Source organism: Rummeliibacillus sp. NPDC094406 (assembly GCF_044763875.1).
In the GTDB taxonomy this organism is placed as follows: domain Bacteria; phylum Bacillota; class Bacilli; order Bacillales_A; family Planococcaceae; genus Rummeliibacillus.
This window is the reverse complement of record NZ_JBIWGZ010000002.1, coordinates 485,593-506,317: the sequence shown is the minus strand read 5'-3', so window position 1 is coordinate 506,317 and position 20,725 is coordinate 485,593. Positions and strand designations below refer to the sequence as shown.

General features: G+C 33.8%; 19 protein-coding genes and 1 pseudogene. 14 read left to right on the top strand and 6 right to left on the bottom strand.

The features are described 5' to 3' along the window. Positions 1-43 precede the first annotated feature (43 nt). The 3 genes and pseudogenes from ACIQ4I_RS07280 to ACIQ4I_RS07270 form a co-directional block, all read left to right on the top strand. Positions 44-115, top strand: a pseudogene (locus ACIQ4I_RS07280) (YjcZ family sporulation protein); the annotation flags it as partial. Between the two features lie 13 nt (positions 116-128). Then, positions 129-374, top strand: a complete 246-nt coding sequence (locus ACIQ4I_RS07275; protein ID WP_403094576.1) for a stage VI sporulation protein F — start codon at positions 129-131, stop codon at positions 372-374. A gap of 73 nt (positions 375-447) precedes the next feature. Then, the gene (locus ACIQ4I_RS07270) at positions 448-720 is read left to right on the top strand and encodes a hypothetical protein (RefSeq protein ID WP_403094573.1); all 273 of its coding nucleotides are present in this window, start codon (positions 448-450) and stop codon (positions 718-720) included. A gap of 137 nt (positions 721-857) precedes the next feature. Here ACIQ4I_RS07270 and ACIQ4I_RS07265 read toward each other — a convergent pair whose 3' ends face one another. The 3 genes from ACIQ4I_RS07265 to ACIQ4I_RS07255 form a co-directional block, all read right to left on the bottom strand. Then, positions 858-1,292, bottom strand: coding sequence for a GNAT family N-acetyltransferase (locus ACIQ4I_RS07265; protein WP_403094571.1), 435 nt, complete (start codon positions 1,290-1,292; stop codon positions 858-860). A gap of 3 nt (positions 1,293-1,295) precedes the next feature. Further along, positions 1,296-1,811, bottom strand: a complete 516-nt coding sequence (locus tag ACIQ4I_RS07260) for a YjcG family protein (RefSeq protein WP_403094568.1) — start codon at positions 1,809-1,811, stop codon at positions 1,296-1,298. An 87-nt stretch (positions 1,812-1,898) separates the two neighbouring features. Beyond that, the gene (locus tag ACIQ4I_RS07255; RefSeq protein WP_403094565.1) at positions 1,899-2,621 is read right to left on the bottom strand and encodes an alpha/beta hydrolase; all 723 of its coding nucleotides are present in this window, start codon (positions 2,619-2,621) and stop codon (positions 1,899-1,901) included. 104 nt (positions 2,622-2,725) lie between these two features. Between ACIQ4I_RS07255 and ACIQ4I_RS07250 the strand changes: the two genes are divergently transcribed. The 5 genes from ACIQ4I_RS07250 (at position 2,726) to ACIQ4I_RS07230 (ending at position 7,743) form a co-directional block, all read left to right on the top strand. Continuing rightward, positions 2,726-3,271 carry a phosphatidylglycerophosphatase A family protein gene (locus ACIQ4I_RS07250; protein ID WP_403094562.1) on the top strand — a complete coding sequence of 182 codons (546 nt, stop codon included), beginning with the start codon at positions 2,726-2,728 and terminating at the stop codon, positions 3,269-3,271. Positions 3,272-3,347: 76 nt separating this feature from the next. After that, a complete protein-coding gene (locus ACIQ4I_RS07245) occupies positions 3,348-4,142 on the top strand; it encodes a thermonuclease family protein (RefSeq protein WP_403094560.1) in 795 nt (264 codons plus the stop codon). 648 nt (positions 4,143-4,790) lie between these two features. After that, positions 4,791-5,366, top strand: a complete 576-nt coding sequence (locus ACIQ4I_RS07240; protein WP_403094558.1) for a histidine phosphatase family protein — start codon at positions 4,791-4,793, stop codon at positions 5,364-5,366. 740 nt (positions 5,367-6,106) lie between these two features. Then, positions 6,107-6,727, top strand: coding sequence for a DUF47 domain-containing protein (locus ACIQ4I_RS07235; protein ID WP_403094555.1), 621 nt, complete (start codon positions 6,107-6,109; stop codon positions 6,725-6,727). A gap of 17 nt (positions 6,728-6,744) precedes the next feature. Next, the gene (locus ACIQ4I_RS07230) at positions 6,745-7,743 is read left to right on the top strand and encodes an inorganic phosphate transporter (protein WP_403094552.1); all 999 of its coding nucleotides are present in this window, start codon (positions 6,745-6,747) and stop codon (positions 7,741-7,743) included. A gap of 622 nt (positions 7,744-8,365) precedes the next feature. On the opposite strand, the gene ACIQ4I_RS07225 is transcribed toward ACIQ4I_RS07230, so the two are convergent. After that, on the bottom strand, positions 8,366-10,534 hold the full coding sequence (locus tag ACIQ4I_RS07225) for a YhgE/Pip family protein (protein WP_403094549.1): 2,169 nt from the start codon (positions 10,532-10,534) through the stop codon (positions 8,366-8,368). Positions 10,535-10,635: 101 nt separating this feature from the next. Next, on the bottom strand, positions 10,636-10,788 hold the full coding sequence (locus tag ACIQ4I_RS07220) for a hypothetical protein (protein ID WP_403094547.1): 153 nt from the start codon (positions 10,786-10,788) through the stop codon (positions 10,636-10,638). Positions 10,789-10,934: 146 nt separating this feature from the next. Here ACIQ4I_RS07220 and ACIQ4I_RS07215 point away from each other — a divergent pair, with 146 nt between their 5' ends. Then, a complete protein-coding gene (locus ACIQ4I_RS07215; protein ID WP_403094545.1) occupies positions 10,935-12,326 on the top strand; it encodes an aldehyde dehydrogenase in 1,392 nt (463 codons plus the stop codon). A gap of 153 nt (positions 12,327-12,479) precedes the next feature. On the opposite strand, the gene ACIQ4I_RS07210 is transcribed toward ACIQ4I_RS07215, so the two are convergent. Then, a complete protein-coding gene (locus ACIQ4I_RS07210; RefSeq protein WP_403094542.1) occupies positions 12,480-14,057 on the bottom strand; it encodes a two-component system sensor histidine kinase NtrB in 1,578 nt (525 codons plus the stop codon). Positions 14,058-14,185: 128 nt separating this feature from the next. On the opposite strand from ACIQ4I_RS07210, the gene ACIQ4I_RS07205 reads away from it, so the two are divergent. The 5 genes from ACIQ4I_RS07205 to ACIQ4I_RS07185 all read left to right on the top strand — a co-directional run bounded on the left by ACIQ4I_RS07205 (position 14,186) and on the right by ACIQ4I_RS07185 (position 20,684). After that, positions 14,186-15,241: a M42 family metallopeptidase gene (locus tag ACIQ4I_RS07205; protein WP_403094539.1), complete on the top strand. Its 1,056-nt coding sequence runs from the start codon at positions 14,186-14,188 to the stop codon at positions 15,239-15,241. Positions 15,242-15,258: 17 nt separating this feature from the next. Beyond that, on the top strand, positions 15,259-16,740 hold the full coding sequence (locus tag ACIQ4I_RS07200; RefSeq protein WP_403094538.1) for a UDP-N-acetylmuramoyl-L-alanyl-D-glutamate--2,6-diaminopimelate ligase: 1,482 nt from the start codon (positions 15,259-15,261) through the stop codon (positions 16,738-16,740). 119 nt (positions 16,741-16,859) lie between these two features. Next, entirely contained in the window at positions 16,860-17,258 is a 399-nt protein-coding gene (locus tag ACIQ4I_RS07195; protein WP_403094536.1) for a LysM peptidoglycan-binding domain-containing protein, read from the top strand. A 207-nt stretch (positions 17,259-17,465) separates the two neighbouring features. Beyond that, complete coding sequence (locus ACIQ4I_RS07190; RefSeq protein WP_403094522.1) at positions 17,466-19,040, top strand: peptide chain release factor 3; 1,575 nt, start codon at positions 17,466-17,468, stop codon at positions 19,038-19,040. Positions 19,041-19,598: 558 nt separating this feature from the next. Beyond that, a complete protein-coding gene (locus ACIQ4I_RS07185; RefSeq protein ID WP_403094501.1) occupies positions 19,599-20,684 on the top strand; it encodes an SDR family oxidoreductase in 1,086 nt (361 codons plus the stop codon). Positions 20,685-20,725 lie beyond the last annotated feature (41 nt).

The window sequence follows — 20,725 nt, the reverse complement described above, 5'->3', positions numbered from 1 at the left end:
TGGCGGCTACGGTGGTGGCTACGGCGGCGGTAGTTGCTATGGCGGTTCAACATTCATTTTAATCGTTGTTTTATTCATTTTGTTAATTATTGTAGGCACTAGCTTTATGTACTAAGGGGGGCGTTTAGATGAATCCATATTTCTTCCGTAAAATCGAAGAGAAAACAGGAGTTCCAATGGAAGAAGTCTTTGCGCTAGCTAATGCTATACAAAATGCTAATTTTCAAGATGAACGACAAGTTCGCAAAATTGTTCGTAAAGTTGCAAAGCTTGCAAATAAGCCAGTAACGAAAGAGCTAGAAGAACAGATTGTTGCGTCTATTCTTAAAAATGGCAACTCCTTAGATTTAAGCAAAATTCAAAATATGATGTAGAATGGCTATTCCCCTGTAATAACGATTACATTTCTTGCATAAAAGTAAAAGTATATTACAGGGGGTGGCTTTAATGGGCTATATATTACCAATGGATGACTTCCAAGCTTCACAATATATCAGACGTTCTCTTTCTACTAGTGAACCTTATTCCTATATTCATAATGTTCACGGTATTAAAAAGGAATCTCGTTTTGGCAGAAGACAAGAAAAAAGAACAAAACACTCAGATTTAAAGTATTGGGAGCGAAAGAATTCAGTATATAACGCCCTTCATACATCTTCATATGATAAGGGAATGGCTAATGTTACAGGTAAAGGATTAAACTATAATTTTTATGTATAGACAAAGCTAATATAATTGTGAGCTTGCGTTTGATACTAACACAATCTTTATGACAATTTACAAACTAGTGTAAAACACTTCCATATAAAAAGCTACGATGTGTTATGATTTTTTTCATAGTACATCGTAGCTTTTTTTTAAGAATTAAACACTTTTTCCATTGCGCGATGTGGGATACCCGCATCTAAAAATTCAGGAGAAGTGATGTAATAGTTCTGTTTTTCATAAAATGGAATAGCATGTGTTTGTGCATTCAGTTTTACCTTTTTAATGTTAGAACCTTGAATAAATTGTTCTAAGCTTTGCATCATTAAAACACCAATTTGTTTCCTGCGAAAAGGGGGTAATACACAAACACGGTCAACAGTAGCGGTTAAATCTTCTATAAAACGTACTCGACCTGCTGCGATTGGTCGATTATCAAAGTATGCTACAAAATGTGTAGCGATTTCATCATACTCATCTATTTCTAATGGAAGAGGAATTCCTTGTTCTTTGACGAAAACTTCTTCTCGTACAAAGTAGGCATCTTGTAATTCTTTTTCAGTTTCAACAATCTTCGCAAAAACCAAAAGTTACGCTTCTCCTGTTAATCGGTAAGTTTCATAAACAGTCCAAGAGCCATCCTCAAGCTGATATAGTAAATGAATACGATTGATAGTTTCGCTAAAATCAACATTTGTCATACGAAGTTGCCCAAAAATATCGTCATGTTCTCCAGAATTCATGTCCTGTGCAATGGTAATATGAGGAACAAATTTGTATAGTGCCTTTCCACCGAAGTACTCTGAATGGAATGCTTCATGTAGATCTAAAAGCTGTTCGGTTGGATCCACTTTTAAATAGATTGCATTGTTTACAGGTGCAAATGAACTTACTTTTGACACATGTATGGAGATGGGAGCGAAATGAGTACAAATCTCTTTGACAGCATTTGAAACATCATCAATTTGTAAATCCTCTACATCTGACACGCCTTTTAATGTAATATGAGGTGTAATTTTAGCGTAATGTGAATCATATCTTTTTCGATAAGAATTCGCAAAGTCTTGTAATTGCTTAGATGGGAAAGCAACAATACCATATTTCATCAAGCAGAACCTCCTTGGAGTTAATTGTTTATTGTTCTCAATTTTCAGTATAGCAGAAAATTGAGAACATGAAATGTGATAACTACTTTATAGACTAAATTTTTGTTTTATTGCTCTTTTTAAATCCTTTTGCCAATATTTCCATGTATGTTGTCCCTCAAACTCTTCATAAAAAGTAGTAAAACCTCTGTCAACCAATAATTGATGAAGTTTACGATTTGGTGTTAGGAAGTCTTTAATCGTCTTATTCATTGTCGTCACTTCATGTTCTAAAGAACCCACAACATGATAAATAGAGAATGCATGTGGATCTTTTACTTCGCGAACTTTATCGAGTACCATATCGTCAACAAAAGGAGATTGCAGAATCACCTTGCCAAAAATATTAGGGTAAGCGATAGCAGCAAGCAAAGAAACGGTAGCTGCCTGTGAATCACCAATAAGTGCACGACTCATGCCCATTCGATAAGTTGAATATTGTTCATCTATATATGGCACAAGTTCATGTGCTAAAAAGCGCAAATAGGCATCATGTAAATCACCATTAGGTAAGTACTTCCTTCTGCGATCTTCAATACTTTTATAAGGGACACCTACAATTATTAAATTTTCAATTTCTTCATTGGCTAAGTACTCGTCAGCTACACGGCTTATGCGGCCTAACTGAAAATAGTCTTTGCCGTCTGAAGCGATTAAAACTGAATATTTATAAAAGGGAGAATAATTTGCTGGGATATAGATTAATAGTTCTAACTTTTCCTGTAGGGCCTCGCTGAAAAATTCAATATCTGTAATGGTTCCTTGTCCCACATTGAACACTCCTTTAATGTATATGTAGGGAAATTGTAACATATGAGTTCGTAAAGGTATAATAGTAGATAGACTGAATTATTAACTAGAAATGAGGTTTATCAATGTACAATGAAAAACTTAAAGTGTCTTCAGATATTGTGGCGAAAGCAGCACGAGAAGCATTAGAACGTCGTGGTGTAACAATCAATGACATTGCGGAAATTGTTTATGAAATGCAATATCCTTATAATAATGGGTTAACAATAAACCATTGCGTAGTATCAGTTGAACGTGTATTAAACAAAAGAGAAGTTCAACACGCTCTTCTTGTCGGGATTGAATTAGATGAATTGGCTGAGAAAAGAATGTTATCTCAACCATTGCAACAGTTAATTGAATCTGATGAAAGTTTATTTGGCGTCGATGAAACACTAGCAATAGGGTCTGTTCTTACGTACGGGAGTATTGCTGTTACAACATATGGCCATTTAGATAAAAAGAAAACTGGAATAATCCAACAACTTGATTCAAAGACTGGTCATGGTGTCCATACTTTTTTAGATGATTTAGTGGGAAGTATTGCTGCATCCGCATCGTCTCGATTAGCTCACCGTATTCGTGATCTAGAAGAAGCAGGTGAATCAATCGTTGGTAGAGATAAAATTTAGTAAGGGACAGCGCCAATGGTTTGGCGCTGTTCAAAAAAACAAATAAAGCAATAGAGAAAGAATGTTGGTGAAATAATTGAAAATATGGTTGATTGTATTATGCATTTTTGTTTTTTTAGTTTTAGCAGGATGTAAAATTGGACAAACTTCCAAATCTACAAAGGATAATAATCGAGCTTCAGTTGAGGTTGTCAGTATAATGGATGGCGATACGATTAAAGTAAAATACAAAGGTGAAACGAAAAAAGTTCGATATTTATTAGTTGATGCACCTGAAATGTACCATAAAAAAATAGGCGAGCAACCATTTGGGCGTGAAGCACAAGCTCGTAATAGAGAAATATTAAATAATGCAAAAGACGTTTCACTAGAATTTGATGTAGGTGGTAAAGAAGACAAGTACGGACGCTTACTAGCATATGTTTTTGCAGATGGAAAAAGTGTACAAGAACAACTTATTCGAGAAGGACTTGTGCGAGTAGGGTATATTTACAAACCTAATACAAAATATGTAGACAAGTATGAGAAAATTCAAGAAGAAGCAAAAAAAGATAAAAAAGGTATTTGGCAATATGATGGTTATGTCACAGATCGTGGATTTGTTAAATCGGTTGTGAAAAACTGGAGACCTGGTGAGGATGCTACAAAGAGCAAATCAACAAATGCAAATGCATCTTCTACATCTAATCAATCACAAAATAATAACAAAAACTCCGAAACCGGAGTTTGCAAAATTAAAGGAAATATTAATAGTAAAGGGAAAAAATTGTACCATTTACCTGGAATGAATAACTACGAAGAAGTAAAAGCAGAGAAAATGTTTTGTACAGAAGAAGAAGCACAAAAAGCAGGTTTTACGAAAGCAAGCTGATTTTATAGCAGAACATGTACGTTCACCCCAGACAGTTGTATTTAGGACTGAATCGAAAGTGTCTTTTCAACTTTCTCGTGAAGGACAGTTTCGATGAAGATATCATAAAATAGCCACGTTCTGAGGAGAAGCGATACAGGAGCCTTGGTTTTCAGGATTACTTCATATGAACCCTTAAGCGGCTGACTCGTTCAGCTAGTTTCATATTAATTGCTATTCTAGCCTTTTTCTTGTCCATCATTTCATTATCAAAATACGTTTCATACTATTAATTTTTGATTTTACCCATTCAAAATCTGATTATTTAAATATAAATTGTTTTAACCCTCTTTTTTAGGGGCTAATATATATTTGTATATTATCTACAATTATTGTTGAAAATATGCGACTTAGCTGAAACGTACTTTGTAATTATTCGACATAAAATGCCCTTATTTTCACTAAGTCGATTTATATAAAAAAATGTTACTTTGTGTAACGAATCATTTGATATCTGCAAGATTGCAGATATTTTGTCGAATAGTTAGTCTTTCATCAACTGTGTAATTCAACTATGATAATGCAATAATTAATTTTATTCTACAAAATTGTAGAGTATTTTCTTTTTTATGATACGATGTTACTCATAGTAGATAATGGGGTGTGTGTATGACAAAAATATATATTGTACGCCATGGTGAAACAGATTGGAATTGTGAAGGTAGACTTCAAGGTGGTACAGATACGACTCTAAATGACAGAGGAAAGCAACAGGCAACTGTGTGTAGAAACTATTTTAAAAAGATAAAATGCGATGCTATATTTACCAGTACCCTACAAAGAGCAATGCTTACAGCGACCATTATGAATGAAGAATTAAAATTACCATTCTTTCAATTAAGGGAGTTTGCTGAGCGAACTTTCGGAGTAGCAGAGGGTATGACCTATGAAGAACGTGTAAAGGTTTACCCGCACAAAGAATATCCAAACCAGGAAAAAATTGAACAATTAAAAGAAAGAATAGCAAGTGGTTTGCTTAAAATTCATGACCAATATCCTGATGGAAATGTAATATTAGTAACGCATGGTGCTGTAATCCATACACTTTTTTCAATGGTAGAGAATCCTGAGATTTTCCCCCAAAGTGCTCGGTTATCGAATGGTGGAGTAAGTATAATTCATGACCGAGATGGAAAATGGTGGTTAGAAAAATATAATCAGATTCAACATTTGTTAAATAAGTAGAGAGATACGTAGAATTTTACGTATCTTTTTTTTAGTGCGCCCAGAATTGAACATTATCTAAACTAGGTATCGCTTATTGGTGTAGCCCAGGGCTAAAAAGTCTAAAATACCGTTATGAAATTATTCGTCAGGTATCTTATTGAACGGTGTTGTGAGAATCGGGAGTTAATCACTTCCTCCTATTCAATTGGCTACTGTCGATTTTAACCACAGCACCAGCACGCTAAGCTCAATAACTATTCCTTCCAAATATCAACAACTTAATTAACGGGGTTATTTTATAAAAGCGAAAAGAGATCGTTTAAAGTAAGATAGCCTAACATCGTAGCATAATTTGATAATTTTCCCCAATTATGAAGAGCAGAATAGATGATAATAAACATATTTTTTGTAAATTTATTTTTTAAGAATACAGGTTGATTCACAAAAAGTATAACAAGTTAAACTTTACAAGAAAATTATATTGACATGGTATGCTACTTGTGAAATCGCTTTAAATTAAGGGATGGTAAATCTCGTTTTAACTTAAATATTCTATTTAAGTTAATTTTATGCTGTGAATGAAATATTTTTACTGAAAAAACTAAAGGTGTTTTTCAGTTTTGTGAACGCTTATATTACAAGATTGTAAATGTTGCGTTAAAAAGTGTAAATTTAAGAGAAATTTTATTAATTTATTGTTAAGATATTTTTGCGCTCAAAACAACAAGTTTTGACACTAACTTTTTCAGGAGGAATTTATGTTTAGTCGAAAAAAAGCAGATCCATTTTTTGAGGTATTAGCAAAAATTTCAGTCAACGTTCAAGAGGCAGTGCATTATGCCAATGATTTTCGTATTCAAAACTTAGAGGATCTACGAGAAATTAGTACTCGCATGAAGAAATATGAAACAGATGGAGATACTCTGATTCATGAACTAATCGTCATGCTAAACAAATCATTTATGACCCCCATTGAAAGAGAAGATATCCTTGCTTTAGCAAATAGTATGGATGATGTTCTTGATGGTATGGAAGAATGTATCGCTCATTTTGATATGTTTGCACTTACCAATATAGATAAATCGATGAACACTTTCATCAGCTATATTGTAAAAAGTGCAGATGAAATCGTAAAAGCAATGGATAAATTACAAAATAAAAATTTAACTAGCATGCGTGAAAATGCTATTTTAATAAAAGATTATGAGAGTAAATGTGATGAAGTATTACGTACTTCTATTAAACGATTATTTTTAAATGAAAAAGATCCAATCCGTATTATCCAACTTAAAGATTTATATGAACAACTAGAAGATATTGCTGATGATTGTCAAAACGTGGCGAACACGATGGAAACAATTATTATGCGTAATGCATAAGGAGCGAATGATAACGAATGGATTCAATAATTGTACTGACCGTTTTAGTCGTAATTTTCGCACTGACTTTTGATTTCATCAATGGATTTCACGACACAGCCAATGCTATTGCAACATCCGTTTCAACCAGAGCTCTACCACCAAAAATTGCTGTTGTGCTGGCTGCTACTATGAACTTTATAGGTGCCATTACCTTTACAGGTGTAGCAAAAGCGATTACAAAGGATATTGTCGATCCATTTGCTTTGTCTAATGGCTCTATCGTAATTTTAGCAGCATTAATAGCAGCTATTATCTGGAATTTAATCACTTGGTACTATGGTATTCCATCTAGTTCTTCGCATGCCATTATAGGTGCTATTGCTGGTTCAGCTATTGCAGCTGCAGGATTCGGTATTTTAAACTATAGTGGATTTATAAAAATTCTAGAAGCTTTATTATTATCACCATTCATCGCTATTGCTGCAGGTTTCCTGATGATGTCACTGTTTAAAGTGATTTTCAGAAAAGCTAATCTTTATAAAACAAATAAAGGAATTCGCATATTACAAATTTGTACTGCAGCAATTCAATCTTTTACACATGGTACGAATGATGCGCAAAAGGCAATGGGAATTATGACAATGGCTCTCATTGCAGCTGGATGGCAAACTGGTGATGAAATTCAATCTTGGGTACGAATTGCAGCTGCTACTGCTATGGGGCTAGGTACTTCAATTGGTGGTTATAAAATTATCAAAACAGTAGGCGGCAAAATTATGAAACTACGTCCTATAAATGGTGCAGCAGCAGATTTAGCTTCAGCATCTGTAATCTTCGGAGCAACTTTAATTCATCTACCTGTAAGTACAACACATGTTATTTCTTCTGCTATTATGGGTGTTGGAACTGCACAACGCGTAAAAGGTGTTAAATGGGGCGTGGCACGTAAAATTGTCATGACTTGGATTATTACAATGCCAACTGCAGCGGCTTTAGCAGCAGTATGCTACTTCATTTTAAATATGTTTTTCTAATAATCTTTCAACAACTGTCTAACAGCTTCAATTACTAGCTGGAGGCAGTTTTTTTGTAGAAAAAATAGTCAACTAAATATTCGGTGACTTGGTTATTAATCTAATCAAGTACTGAAGTTAATAATGAATTGATATGAATAGACTTACGAATCCCTTCCAAATAGGAATTCTGGTTATTATGTATCAAACGATTAGTTATATTAGGGAAATATTATGTCGGAAATATGTAAGATGCAGGGGATTGTTACTCTAGAGGTATTTCAAGAAAATGGGTATAAAAAAAGCAGGCGCTCATCTGCCTGCTCATAAGAAAAGAACTCCCGGCAATCCGTGCCGTTACGGAGTTCTTTTTTGTGATTATTTACAAGTAAATATCACATAGGTTTGGCACCTAAGATAATATTATACAATGAATTTTGAAAAAGACAAGTACTTTATTAATGAAATAAAAAATATAGTGTGTTTAGTATTTATAGAGATACTTGATACTAAAAAACAAAAGCCTTACACATTGACCGGTGTAAGGCTTTTTGTTTTGAGATTATTGAGTCTTACTTATGTAAGAATCCAGTCAATGATATTTTTCTATAATACAAATGTCAATATAACATTTGAAATTATATTAATGAAAAAGACCAGACTTTCTCGATTTTCGTAACATATTCTGTGTTAAATTACGGAGTTGTTTTTTGAAAATACTACCGAAAAGTAAAACTATAACGAGAACGACAAATAAGAAAATAAAATCAGTCCTAACTTTTGTCCAAATTATTCCACCAATTGCTTCTCGGGCTAACGAAATAGCATAAGTGAAAGGAAGAAATGGATTAAGTATTTGGAAAAACTTCGGCAAAAGTACCACTGGAAATGTTCCGCCTGAGCCAGCAAGCTGTAAAACAAGCAAAACGATTGATAACGCCTTTCCTACATCTCCAAATACTGAAACGAGTGTATATACAATGGACATAAATACAAGGCTTATAAATAAACAAAATACAATGAACCAAAATGGGTCATGTACGGATACTTTTAAGATAAAAATATTACCCAAAACAATAATGATTGTTTGAAGAATTCCAATCGTCCAGAAAGTAAGAAGTTTTCCAAAATAAACTTCTCGGATTTCGAAGTCATCAACCTGTTTTGTATCAACAGATAGAAGTGAAATCAGCAAGAGACAGCCAACCCAAATGGCTAATACTGTATAAAACGGTGCCATGCCAGTACCGTAATTTTCAATTGGAAATACACGATGCTCATTCATCTTAATGGGCTGTTCAAAGAATGATTTTTCTGCGATAGGATTATTTATTAACAATTGAATAATGCTAGTTAAATCGGTCTCTTTTTCTAAAGTTCGAATTTTATCAGCTAATCGATGCACTCTTTCATTTACATATGGATACTCACTTACAAAAGTTTGGATACCTTTTTGTGTATCGTAAATGAAGCCATCCGTATTATTTAGTAAGGTTGCGACTTTAGGTATTGTACCTTGAATATCTGTAAGGGTTTCCTTTGCGCCTATCAATGTTTGCTTTGCACGATGGATCTGTTCAAAAATTGTTGGTTCCACTGTTTGCGTATATTCCTTAACAAAGCGATCTAATTCAACAGATGTATTAGTAGCAATTCGTTGTAGTTGATTTATTGAATTAGTGATTTCTTGTTCTTTATTTCCAAGTGCTGTATCCATTTCGCGGGCATTTGTTTGTGCATTGTTTAATATTTTACTGGTGGCTTCAGTTTGTGCAATGGCCTGATCTAAAGTTTTTGAATTTGTTGAAGATTTGTTTTCTAAATTGTATTGTTTAAGTGACAGTAGAAGTTGATTGATTGTAGATATTTTATCAATTGCTTCAGTAACTCGGTTATCTAAATTATTCTTCACAGTTTCAATTTCTGTAAAACTAATATTTGCCTGTTTTAATTGTGTTAGTAACTTGTTAGCATCCGTTGCGATTTGTTGTACTGTTTGCATATCTTTTTTTACTTGAGGACTAATAGCATTTAATTGTGTCTCGGCTTGATCGATAAAATTAAGAGTATCATTAACAGTAGTTAGCCCTTGAGATGTTAAGATCTCTGTTTTAGGGATTTCTTTTTTCGCATAATTTACAATTTGGCTAGCTTTATTTACATCCTGCTGCGCGGATTTTATTTTACTATAAATGGATGGCAAATCTTTCTCAAGTGTAAAGACAAAACTCTTTAATTTTTCAATATCAGGTAAGTCCTGTTTCATTGCAATACCAATACGATTAAAGATATCAAATATTGTCCCATTAACGGTGCCGATAAATTGGCTACTCATCGAATCGACAAGTACACTAGCACCACTACTTGTAATTTTAGGTGCAATAGAATTAATCTTTTCATTTACAAAATATTCAAGCTGGGCTTTATGAGGATTTTCATTTACTACAGAAGCTAAATCATGAGAGAAATTTTTGGGAATAATTATTACAGAAAAATAATCACCATTATTAAGATGATCCAGTGCTTTTGTGCGATTAGTAAATTGCCAATCCATGTCATTAGAATTTTTTAATTTACTAATCAGTTCATTACCAGCATTAAATGTTTTACCTTGCACTGTTGCTCCAGTATCTTCATTGACAATCCCTACCGGAATCTGGTTTGTTTTTCCATATGGATCCCAAGAAGCAGCAATATTAAGCCATGCGTAAAGGGATGGCAATATAATGAGGCCAGATATAATGATAGCTGATACCCAATTTGTTCTAATACTTTTTAAGTCGTTTAAGTAAATTTTCCAACTATTCTTCATTGATGCTCCACCTTTCTTGAAGGAGAAAAAAGTATGTATACGGGCATTTACCGTATACATACCCGAAAATCGAAAGCTGGAAATTTACCCAAAAGACCTTTCTAAGATGGAGATTCTTCATGAAAATCAACATCACCTAAATTTTTTAAATACAAAAAGTCCTCATTATCTATTTCCTGCTGACGCTCTACTGAAATACCAATTGACAAGTCTCCTGAAAATAGTGATTCCCACCAAGTTTCTGTTTTTAACATCGTCTGTTCTCCCTTCGCGAGTAGAATTCAAAATTCACAAATGGTACAATTTGAAAAAGACAGTACGTGCTGGCAAATCAACATGCTATGTAGCTGAAAATAGTATGGATGGCTACACCTTTTTTATACGTTTAAGGGGGATATTTATGGCGAATTTTACTGCACAAGATGTAGAGCTGATGATAATTGAACAACGTAATTATTTTTTTTCAAGAGCTACCAAAAAAATTGAATTTCGTAAAGAACAGTTAAGAAAACTTAAGGCTGCGATTAGTAATAATGAAAAGGGGATTATGCAGGCATTATATGATGATCTGCATAAAAGTGAGTTTGAGGCCTATTCTACAGAAGTAGGCTTGGTATTAGAAAGTATTAGTTATATGCAAAAATATTTAGAGGAGTGGATGCATCCGGTTGCGGTTTCGACACCGATACATTTTCAACCTGCAAGGAGCTTTGTAGTAAGAGAGCCATACGGTGTTACGCTCATTATTGGACCTTATAATTATCCATTTCAACTTGTGATGGAACCGTTGATTGGTGCAATTATCGGTGGTAACACTGCAATTGTAAAGCCTTCTGAATCAGCGCCGAATACGGCAGAAATCTTAAAGAAAATCATACAAGAAACATTTGATGAAAACTATATTCGCATTGTGGAAGGTGAAGTTGAAGAAACAACTGCACTTATTCACGCTTCATTTGACTATATATTCTTTACTGGAAGTGTAGCAGTTGGGAAAATTGTTGCTAAAGCTTGTGCTGAGCGATTAACCCCCTATACATTAGAACTTGGTGGTAAAAGCCCAGCAATTATTGATCAAACAGCAAAAATAGAAGTAGCAGTAAAACGACTTGTCTGGGGGAAATTCACAAATGCTGGTCAAACTTGTGTGGCACCTGATTATGTACTTGTCCATGAGTCGATAAAGGTACCGTTTATCAGACATTTGAAAAAAACGTTGCAAAAATTTTATGGTAAAAATGCACAAGAAAGTTCCGATTTTGGACGTATTATTAATATGAAGCAGTTTGATCGATTAGCGAATTTGTTGGATAAAGAACATGATAATATTCTATTTGGTGGTCAAACAGATCGTGATGACCTATACATTGAACCGACTATTTTACAGGAAGTTACATGGAATAGCCCCATCATGGAAGATGAGATTTTTGGTCCAATTATGCCAATACTAGTTTATGATGATCTACGCCAAGTCATTCATCAAATTCGACAAAAACCAAAACCACTTGCTGCGTATTTCTTTTCTGAAACGGACAAAGCGATTCAATATTTCTTAGATGAATTGCCATTTGGTGGAGGTTGTATCAATGATACGATTACTCATGTTGCGAGCGTTCATCTACCATTTGGAGGCGTGGGAACATCAGGAGTTCATAATTACCATGGAAAAGCAAGCTTTGAATGCTTTACTCACCCAAAATCAATCTTAAAAAAATCAACAAAATTAGCGAATAACTTACTATTCCCTCCATACAAACAAAAAGTGAAATTAGTAAAAACTATTCTGCGATAAAAATGGAGAAGGCTCGTAGGTTCGCCCACGGAAAGCATCCGGCTGTAGCAAAATAGATGTAATATCAACATTATTATTAAACAAAGACTATCTATAACATGAAAAGGATTGTCCAACAGTCATTGGAAGATGAGAGTTGGGCAATCCTTCTATTTATTTTATCGATAGTGGGAGGGAAATTGTAATTTCAGTACCTTCTCCGTATGTACTATCAATTTCAATATGGCCATGGTGATCTTGAATAATTTTCTCAGTAATCATCATACCTAATCCTGTTCCGTCAGGTTTTGTTGTATAGAACGGTTCAAATATATGATCGACTACTTCTTTTTTCATACCTAATCCTGTATCTTCAATGCTAATTGTACAAAATTGTGCGGAAGTTTTTTCAATGGTAAGCTTGATAGCACCGTCTTTTTCAATAGCTTCTACTGCATTTTTGATAAGATTGATAAGAACCTGTTTAATATGATTTGCATCACCAGTAATAACAATATCCTTATCATTCCAATGTTCTGATAAAGCAATGTTTCTAGCCTGTAGCTCAGGTTTGTATAATGTCAAAATATCAGATAACACTTTATCTATCTTAAAGTCTATTGGATTCATTGAATGAGGTTTAGATAGTACTAAAAATTCACTAATAATCAAATTAATTCGATCAATTTCAGAATCGATTAAATTTGTATAGAAACTATATGGTGAATTTTGATCATCATTCATCATTTGTACAAAACCAGAGATTACAGTTAAAGGATTTCTTATCTCATGTGCAACACCAGCTGAAATCTCCCCCGCCATTTTTAATTTTTCGGATTGGATACGAATTTGTTCGGCTTCTTTTTTATATGAAATATCGCGTGTAATAACAGAAGTTGCGATAACTTGTCCCCCTGTATCAAAAATTGGAGAAAGTGTGATTTCTGCATCGAAATAGGTTCCATCTTTTTTCATATCTTTTGTTTCTAGTAAGTCAAAACTTTCACCATTTAGTAATCTACGGATCCGGTCATTTGCATGATCTATATTATCAGAAGGGACCATTGGTATTGATTTACCAATACATTCTTCTTTAGACCATCCATAAAGCTTAACAAATGCAGGATTTACTGCAATAACATTGTTATTTAAATCGAATACAGCAATACTATCCTTGGCATTCTCAAAAAATAATTTTAGATAGCCTTCCTTTGATAACAACTCTTGCTCTTTGCTACTTGCTACTTGTTCTACTTTTTTCCACCTATGATTCATATATAAAATTTGGATAATGCCAATTACCGCAAAAAAACTAATAACTAGGAAGAAAATAGTAATATCAGATCGATTATAATAATGTGAGAAATCTTTATAATGAAATTTTAATAATAAATAAAATTCTAACATTGTCACAATCATCATTAAAAAATTTAACCAAAATGACTGATATAAAGCGAGTACAAAAAGTAGTAAAATAAGAAATATTAAATAGTGCGTGTAACCGGATTGAAAGTTAATCAGTAATCCAACACTATTTAGTCCAATTACTAGCAGGATACATACTAAGCGTTCATCTGCTTTGTACCATGATAATAAATTGACAAGTAAACAAAATAAAATAGCAATGATGGGTATTGGTATTTCATAGTCTAGTAATCCTAATAAGTTAAACAATGTATAGATGATAATTGCTGCTGTTAGGATAAATAATACGAATTGATTTTTTCTTCGCAAAACATTTGATTCCTTCATAAAGACACCTCGGATATGGTATTAATATCCACCTTGAATAGGGTATTAATACCATCATACATTATTTAGCGTTGCCGTAAAATGTCGTATTTTGATATTATGAAAAGAATAGGTAGGAGGCTTTTGTCATGAATAACACTTTTAATGAACAAGAAACAGTCGAATTACTAGGGAAATTAGCTAATATTGCGAGTCCATCAGGTTACACAATGGACATTATGAAATTTATATCAGGACTATTGAAAGAAATAGGAGTACAATTTAAACAAACCAACAAAGGTGCATTAATCGCAACTATTCCAGGGAAAAACAATGAGCGTCATCGCTTACTTACTGCTCATGTCGATACTCTTGGTGCAATTGTAAAAGATGTTAAATCGAGTGGTCGATTAAAACTGTCAATGGTAGGTGGTTTTAACTGGAATGCAGTGGAAGGAGAATGTTGTACAATTCATACTGCTTCCGGCAAAAAAATTCGAGGAACAATTTTAATGCATGAAACTTCAGTACATGTGTATAAAGGAGCGGGAGAATTACCACGTAATGATGAACATATTGAAGTACGTGTAGATGAAAAAGTCTTGAATGCTAATGATACACGAGCTATTGGTATTGAAGTAGGTGATTTCGTTTCGTTTGATCCACGTTTTGAAGTAACAGAAACGGGATTTGTAAAATCTCGCCATCTTGATGACAAAGCAAGTACCGCTTTATTGCTTCAACTTTTAAAAACGATAAAAACTAAAAAAATTGAATTGCCATATACTACACATTTCTATATCTCTAATAATGAAGAAATTGGTTATGGTGGTAATGCAAGTATTCCTTCTGAAGTTGTAGAATATATTGCTGTTGACATGGGTGCAATTGGTGATGGGCAAGCTACGGATGAGTATACTGTATCAATCTGTGCAAAAGATTCAAGTGGTCCATATCATTATGAATTAACGCGTCAATTAGTTTCACTCGCAAAAGCAAATGTAATAGATTATAAATTAGATATCTATCCTTACTATGGCTCAGATGCATCAGCTGCCATTAGAGCAGGTTATGATATTCGCCATGCTTTATTTGGTGCTGGTATTGAGTCTTCGCACGCTTATGAAAGAACACATGTCGATTCACTACGCAATACAGCTGCATTACTGCTTGCGTATGTTACATCATCTATGATTGATGAATAATAGGAGGAACTATAATTATGCAAGCAACACAATTATTACAATGTTTACCTGTAAAAAAAATTATTGGTACATTGCCTGAAAATATTAAAGACATTGCGATCGATTCTCGCAGTGTTCAACCTAAAAGTCTATTTGTCTGTATTAAAGGTTATACAGTTGATGGTCATGACTTTGCGCAAAAGGCAGTTGATAACGGTGCAATTATTGTTGTAACAGAACGTCAACTTGATTTAGACGGTGATGTTGCGCAAGTAATCGTAAAAGATACGAATAGAGCGCTTGGCTTACTAGCTGCTAAATTTTTTGATTATCCATCAAAAGATATGACAATGTTTGGGGTAACCGGAACAAATGGTAAAACAAGTGTAGCAACAATGATTGAGAATATCTTACTTGGTTTAGGTATACGCTCAGCTATGAAAGGTACCATTGGATTTAACTTAAATGGTATTCTTTACGAATCTGGAAACACTACAAGTGATGCATTATCAACGCAACAAATGATATTCCGTGCAAGAGCAGAAGGATGTCGTGGAATGGTAATGGAAGTATCATCCCATGGTCTTGTATTAGGAAGAGTAGCAGGAGTGGATTTTGATGTAGCAATCTTTACTAATCTAACTCATGATCATTTAGATTTTCATGGAACAATGGAAAACTACGGTAATGCAAAAGGGTTGCTGTTTTCTCAACTAGGACAAGATCTTGATAAAGACAAGCATGCGGTATTAAATGCTGATGATCCATGGTCAGAAAAATATGCAGGTCTAACACCTTTCCCAATTTGGACATATGGCTTAAAGAATGAAGAAGCAATGTTCAGAGGTATTAATTGTCAATATCATGACCATATGACCTATTTTGATATGGTAACACCAGAAGGTATTTTCCCAGTACAGTTACACTTACTTGGTGAATTTAATGTTTATAATGCTTTAGCTGCAACAGCTGCTCTTTATTGTAAAGGCTATGCGATTAAAGATATTATCGAACAATTAGTGGTAATGGGACCTGTAAAAGGACGTATGCAACAAGTTTCGACAAAAGATCTTCCTATTAATATTTTTGTCGATTATGCACATACACCTGATGCAATAGAAAAAGCAATTACAGCTGCTATGCCATATAAGAAAAACAAAATGATTTTCTTAATTGGTACAGGTGGTAATCGCGATAAATCAAAACGTCCAGATATGGCAACAGAAGCTTCACGTGCCGATTATGTTATCTTAACAACCGACGATCCTCGCTATGAAGATTACGATAGTATTATGAATGACCTAGAAAAGGGGATGCAACATGATCGTTATAAATGTATTGGTGATCGTGTAGAAGCAGTACGCTATGCTGTAGAGATTGCTGAACCGGGTGATATGATTATTTTTGCAGGTAAAGGTCATGAAGATTATCAGATCATAGAAAACACAAAATACCCGCATAGTGATGCGGAAATAGCACTAGAAGCTGCTAGAGAAAAGTTCAAAAATACCAATAAATAATCCATTCAAATACTACAAATGTTACACTTTGTTAACATTTGTAGTATTTTTTGCTTTTTTAGGAGAGGAAACTTAAAAATTCAAAAAATGATGCGATGATATCCAAAGGCTAAATGTAAGTGAGCCATAAACAAATCGTAAAAGGGGGTTTTTCCGTAACTTCTAGTAATTCAAAAAACACAACAACGTATACTGTCAAAAATGGTGATTCTCTATATGTTATTGGGAAAGTTTACAACGTCTCAGTTGCGAATTTAAAAGCAAGGAATAATCTAAAATCAGATACGATCTATATCGGCCAGAAAATTAAGATACAAAAACCTAAAAAAATGATGATTTCCTCAACTACTTCATCAACAAATAAATCAACAGATACAAAGAAATATACCGTACAAAGTGGTGATTCGATATCTGTTATAGGGAAAGTTTATGGTGTCTCAGTAGCAAATCTAAAAAAATGGAATAACTTAAAATCAGATTTAATCTATGTAGGACAAAAACTAATCCTAAAAAAATAAGACAATCACAACAAGTGGGGGTATTAAAACCTTCGCTTTTTTTGTTATAATTGTAAGGTTAGGTTTTGAAGATGAAAATTATTGTTCAAAATATATATATAAGTATTTAAAATAGATAAGGAACGTGATACCCAGTGTAGAAAAAAATGTCTTCATTTGGATATTTTAATTTATAATAAGACGAATTGATTAGAAGGAGATAAAGAAATGAGTTCTAAGCTTGAACAAGATATATTAGCTCGTCGTACTTTCGCCATCATTTCCCACCCGGATGCTGGTAAAACGACAATGACAGAAAAATTACTATACTTTGGTGGTGCCATTCGTGATGCAGGTACTGTTAAAGCAAAAAAATCAGGTAAATTTGCAACATCTGACTGGATGGAAATCGAAAAGCAACGTGGTATTTCTGTAACATCATCTGTTATGCAATTTGACTATAATGGTTGCCGTGTCAACATTTTGGACACACCAGGGCACCAAGATTTCTCTGAAGATACGTATCGTACTTTAATGGCAGTAGATAGTGCTGTTATGATTATCGATGCTGCCAAAGGGATTGAAGCGCAAACATTAAAATTATTTAAAGTTTGTAGTATGCGTGGTATTCCAATCTTTACTTTCATCAACAAGTTAGACCGTCAAGGTAAAGAACCTCTTGAATTGATGGAAGAATTAGAAGAAGTATTGGGCATACAAGCTTATGCAATGAACTGGCCAATTGGTATGGGGAAAGAATTCCTTGGTATTTATGATCGCTATAATAAACGTATCGAACAATTCCGTACAGATGAAGAAGATCGTTTCTTACCATTAGATGACAATGGTGAGCTTGCTGTTGAACATGACATGAAAGAAACATCCTATTATACACAAGCAATGGACGACATTATGCTTCTAGACGAGGCTGGTAATGAGTTCTCAGAAGAACGCATTATTAAAGGCGAACTCACTCCAGTATTCTTTGGATCTGCTTTAACTAACTTTGGTGTACAAACATTTTTAGAAACGTATTTAAAATTTGCTCCAACACCACAACCTCGTTTAACTGCAGATGAAGCTCTTGTAGAACCTTTAGATAAGGAATTTTCTGGCTTTGTATTCAAAATCCAAGCGAATATGAATCCAGCACACCGTGACCGTATTGCTTTCGTACGTATCGTATCTGGTAAATTCGAGCGTGGTATGAATGTCACTTTAACACGTACTAATAAATCCTTTAAAGTGACACAATCTACACAGTTTTTAGCGGATGATCGTGAAACTGTAGATGAAGCGGTTGCTGGGGATATCATTGGTTTATATGATACAGGTAACTATCAAATCGGTGATACCATTGTTGGTAGTAAGAAAACATTCCAATTTGAAAAATTACCACAGTTTACACCAGAACTATTTGTTCGTGTAACTGCGAAAAACGTTATGAAATCAAAACATTTCCATAAAGGTATTGAACAGCTCGTACAAGAAGGAGCAATTCAATACTACAAAACGCTTCATACAGAAGACGTGCTTCTTGGTGCAGTTGGTCAACTTCAATTTGAAGTATTCGAAAATCGTATGAATAACGAATACAATGTTGATGTTCGTATGGAACCAATCGGCAACAAAATGGCACGTTGGATTGAAAATGAGGAAGACGTTAAGGAATCAATGTCAGGCCCACGTAGTATGTTGGTACATGACCGTTTTGGTAACCTTGTATTCTTATTTGAAAATGAATTTGCAATGCGTTGGTTCACTGATAAAAACCCAGACATTCGATTATATAGCTTGCTTTAATAATCGCATTGTTTAATGTTGCTAATAGCACAAAGCGATGGATTATAAATCATATAAGACTGTAGATCAACTAGAAGAAATTCGAGTTGATCTACAGTCTTTTTCTTTTAAAATATATATGGATCAATTTCATAATTCAAAGATTTGATAAAAAACACGAACATTAAATGAGCAATTGTTATATGCCATATCTATTAGAATAATGGCTATCAAGCGCCATCTGGAGAGGCATACTAAGTAAATACTAGAAATAAAATATTCTCCGAATTATTGAATTGTTTATTTGAAATTGTTCGAATTTATAACCAAAATTGGATTTCTTAAATTGATTCATGCAACAAAATATTTGTAAATATTCTGAATAATAATTATGATAATAGAATACGAGCATTGCAATTTCTTTGCCTAATGATGGATGATTCTAGTAAATTAACGTACTTTTAAAGTTTTGTAAATATGAACGGGATTCAATATAAGTGCTGATGATATATTGATAATATAATTCCTAAATGAGTGTTAAATTTGCCATTCTTATAACAATAGAAAGGGGGGGGATTAATGATAGTAGCCTTTTTTACTGGATTTCCGGGGTTTATTGCAAGTAGGATCATTCGCGAGGCATTTAAAAAATATAATTATGAACGTGTTTACGCCATTGTTTTAGCTACTCAATTTGATAAGGCCGAAAAAGAGAAACAGGCTATTCTAACACAATTTCCAGACAAAGAGATTGTACTAATTGAAGGAGATATTACTTTACCACAATTAGATTTAAGTGATGAAATAATAATTATGCTACAAGATCAAGTGGAAGTCGTATGGCATCTAGCTGCTATCTATGATTTAGCCGTACCAAGACCTATTGCTTGGAAAGTTAATGTACGGGGTACTGAGATGATGAACCTCTTTGTAGAAGAGTTACACCATTTAAAACGCTATATGTATTTTAGTACGGCATATGTTGCAGGAACTCGCATCGGAAATTTACTTGAGACAGAACTTGTACGTCCAGATGGATTTAAAAACTTTTATGAGGAAACGAAGTTCGAGGCTGAATTATCAGTAGACATGCTAAAAGACCGCCTTCCTGTTACAATCATACGGCCAGGTATCGTTCGTGGAGATTCCAAAACGGGAGAAACGATAAAGTTTGATGGTCCTTATTTTTTACTGAATATGATTGATCGGTTGAAAAAGTTGCCAATTCTACCCTATATCGGCCATTCTACTTCCAAAATTAATGTAGTTCCTGTAGATTATATTTTTGAAGCTGCCGTTTATTTGAGTGAACTTGAGGAAGCAAGAGGTACCACTGTTCATTTAACAGATCCGAATCCTCACCCCGTTCAAGAAGTATATCGTGCTTTTGTAAAAGAAATAACGGGTAAAACACCAAAAGGCCATATTCCATTAAAAGTTGCTCAGGCATCATTGGGTATTCACACTATTCGTAAAAAGCTTGGTGTTGAGTACGAAGCACTTGATTATTTAACTTGGAATGCAAGTTTTGATACAACAATTGCAAATACCTTATTAAAGGATTCAGGAATTAAATGTGCAGATTTCATCAATACAATTCCGACTATGATTCAATATTATGAAGAACATAAAAATAATCAGAAATATCAAATTGAAATAAAATAGTCAGGTAACCCCATTTACTTTTAGAGCATTTTTCTTTATAC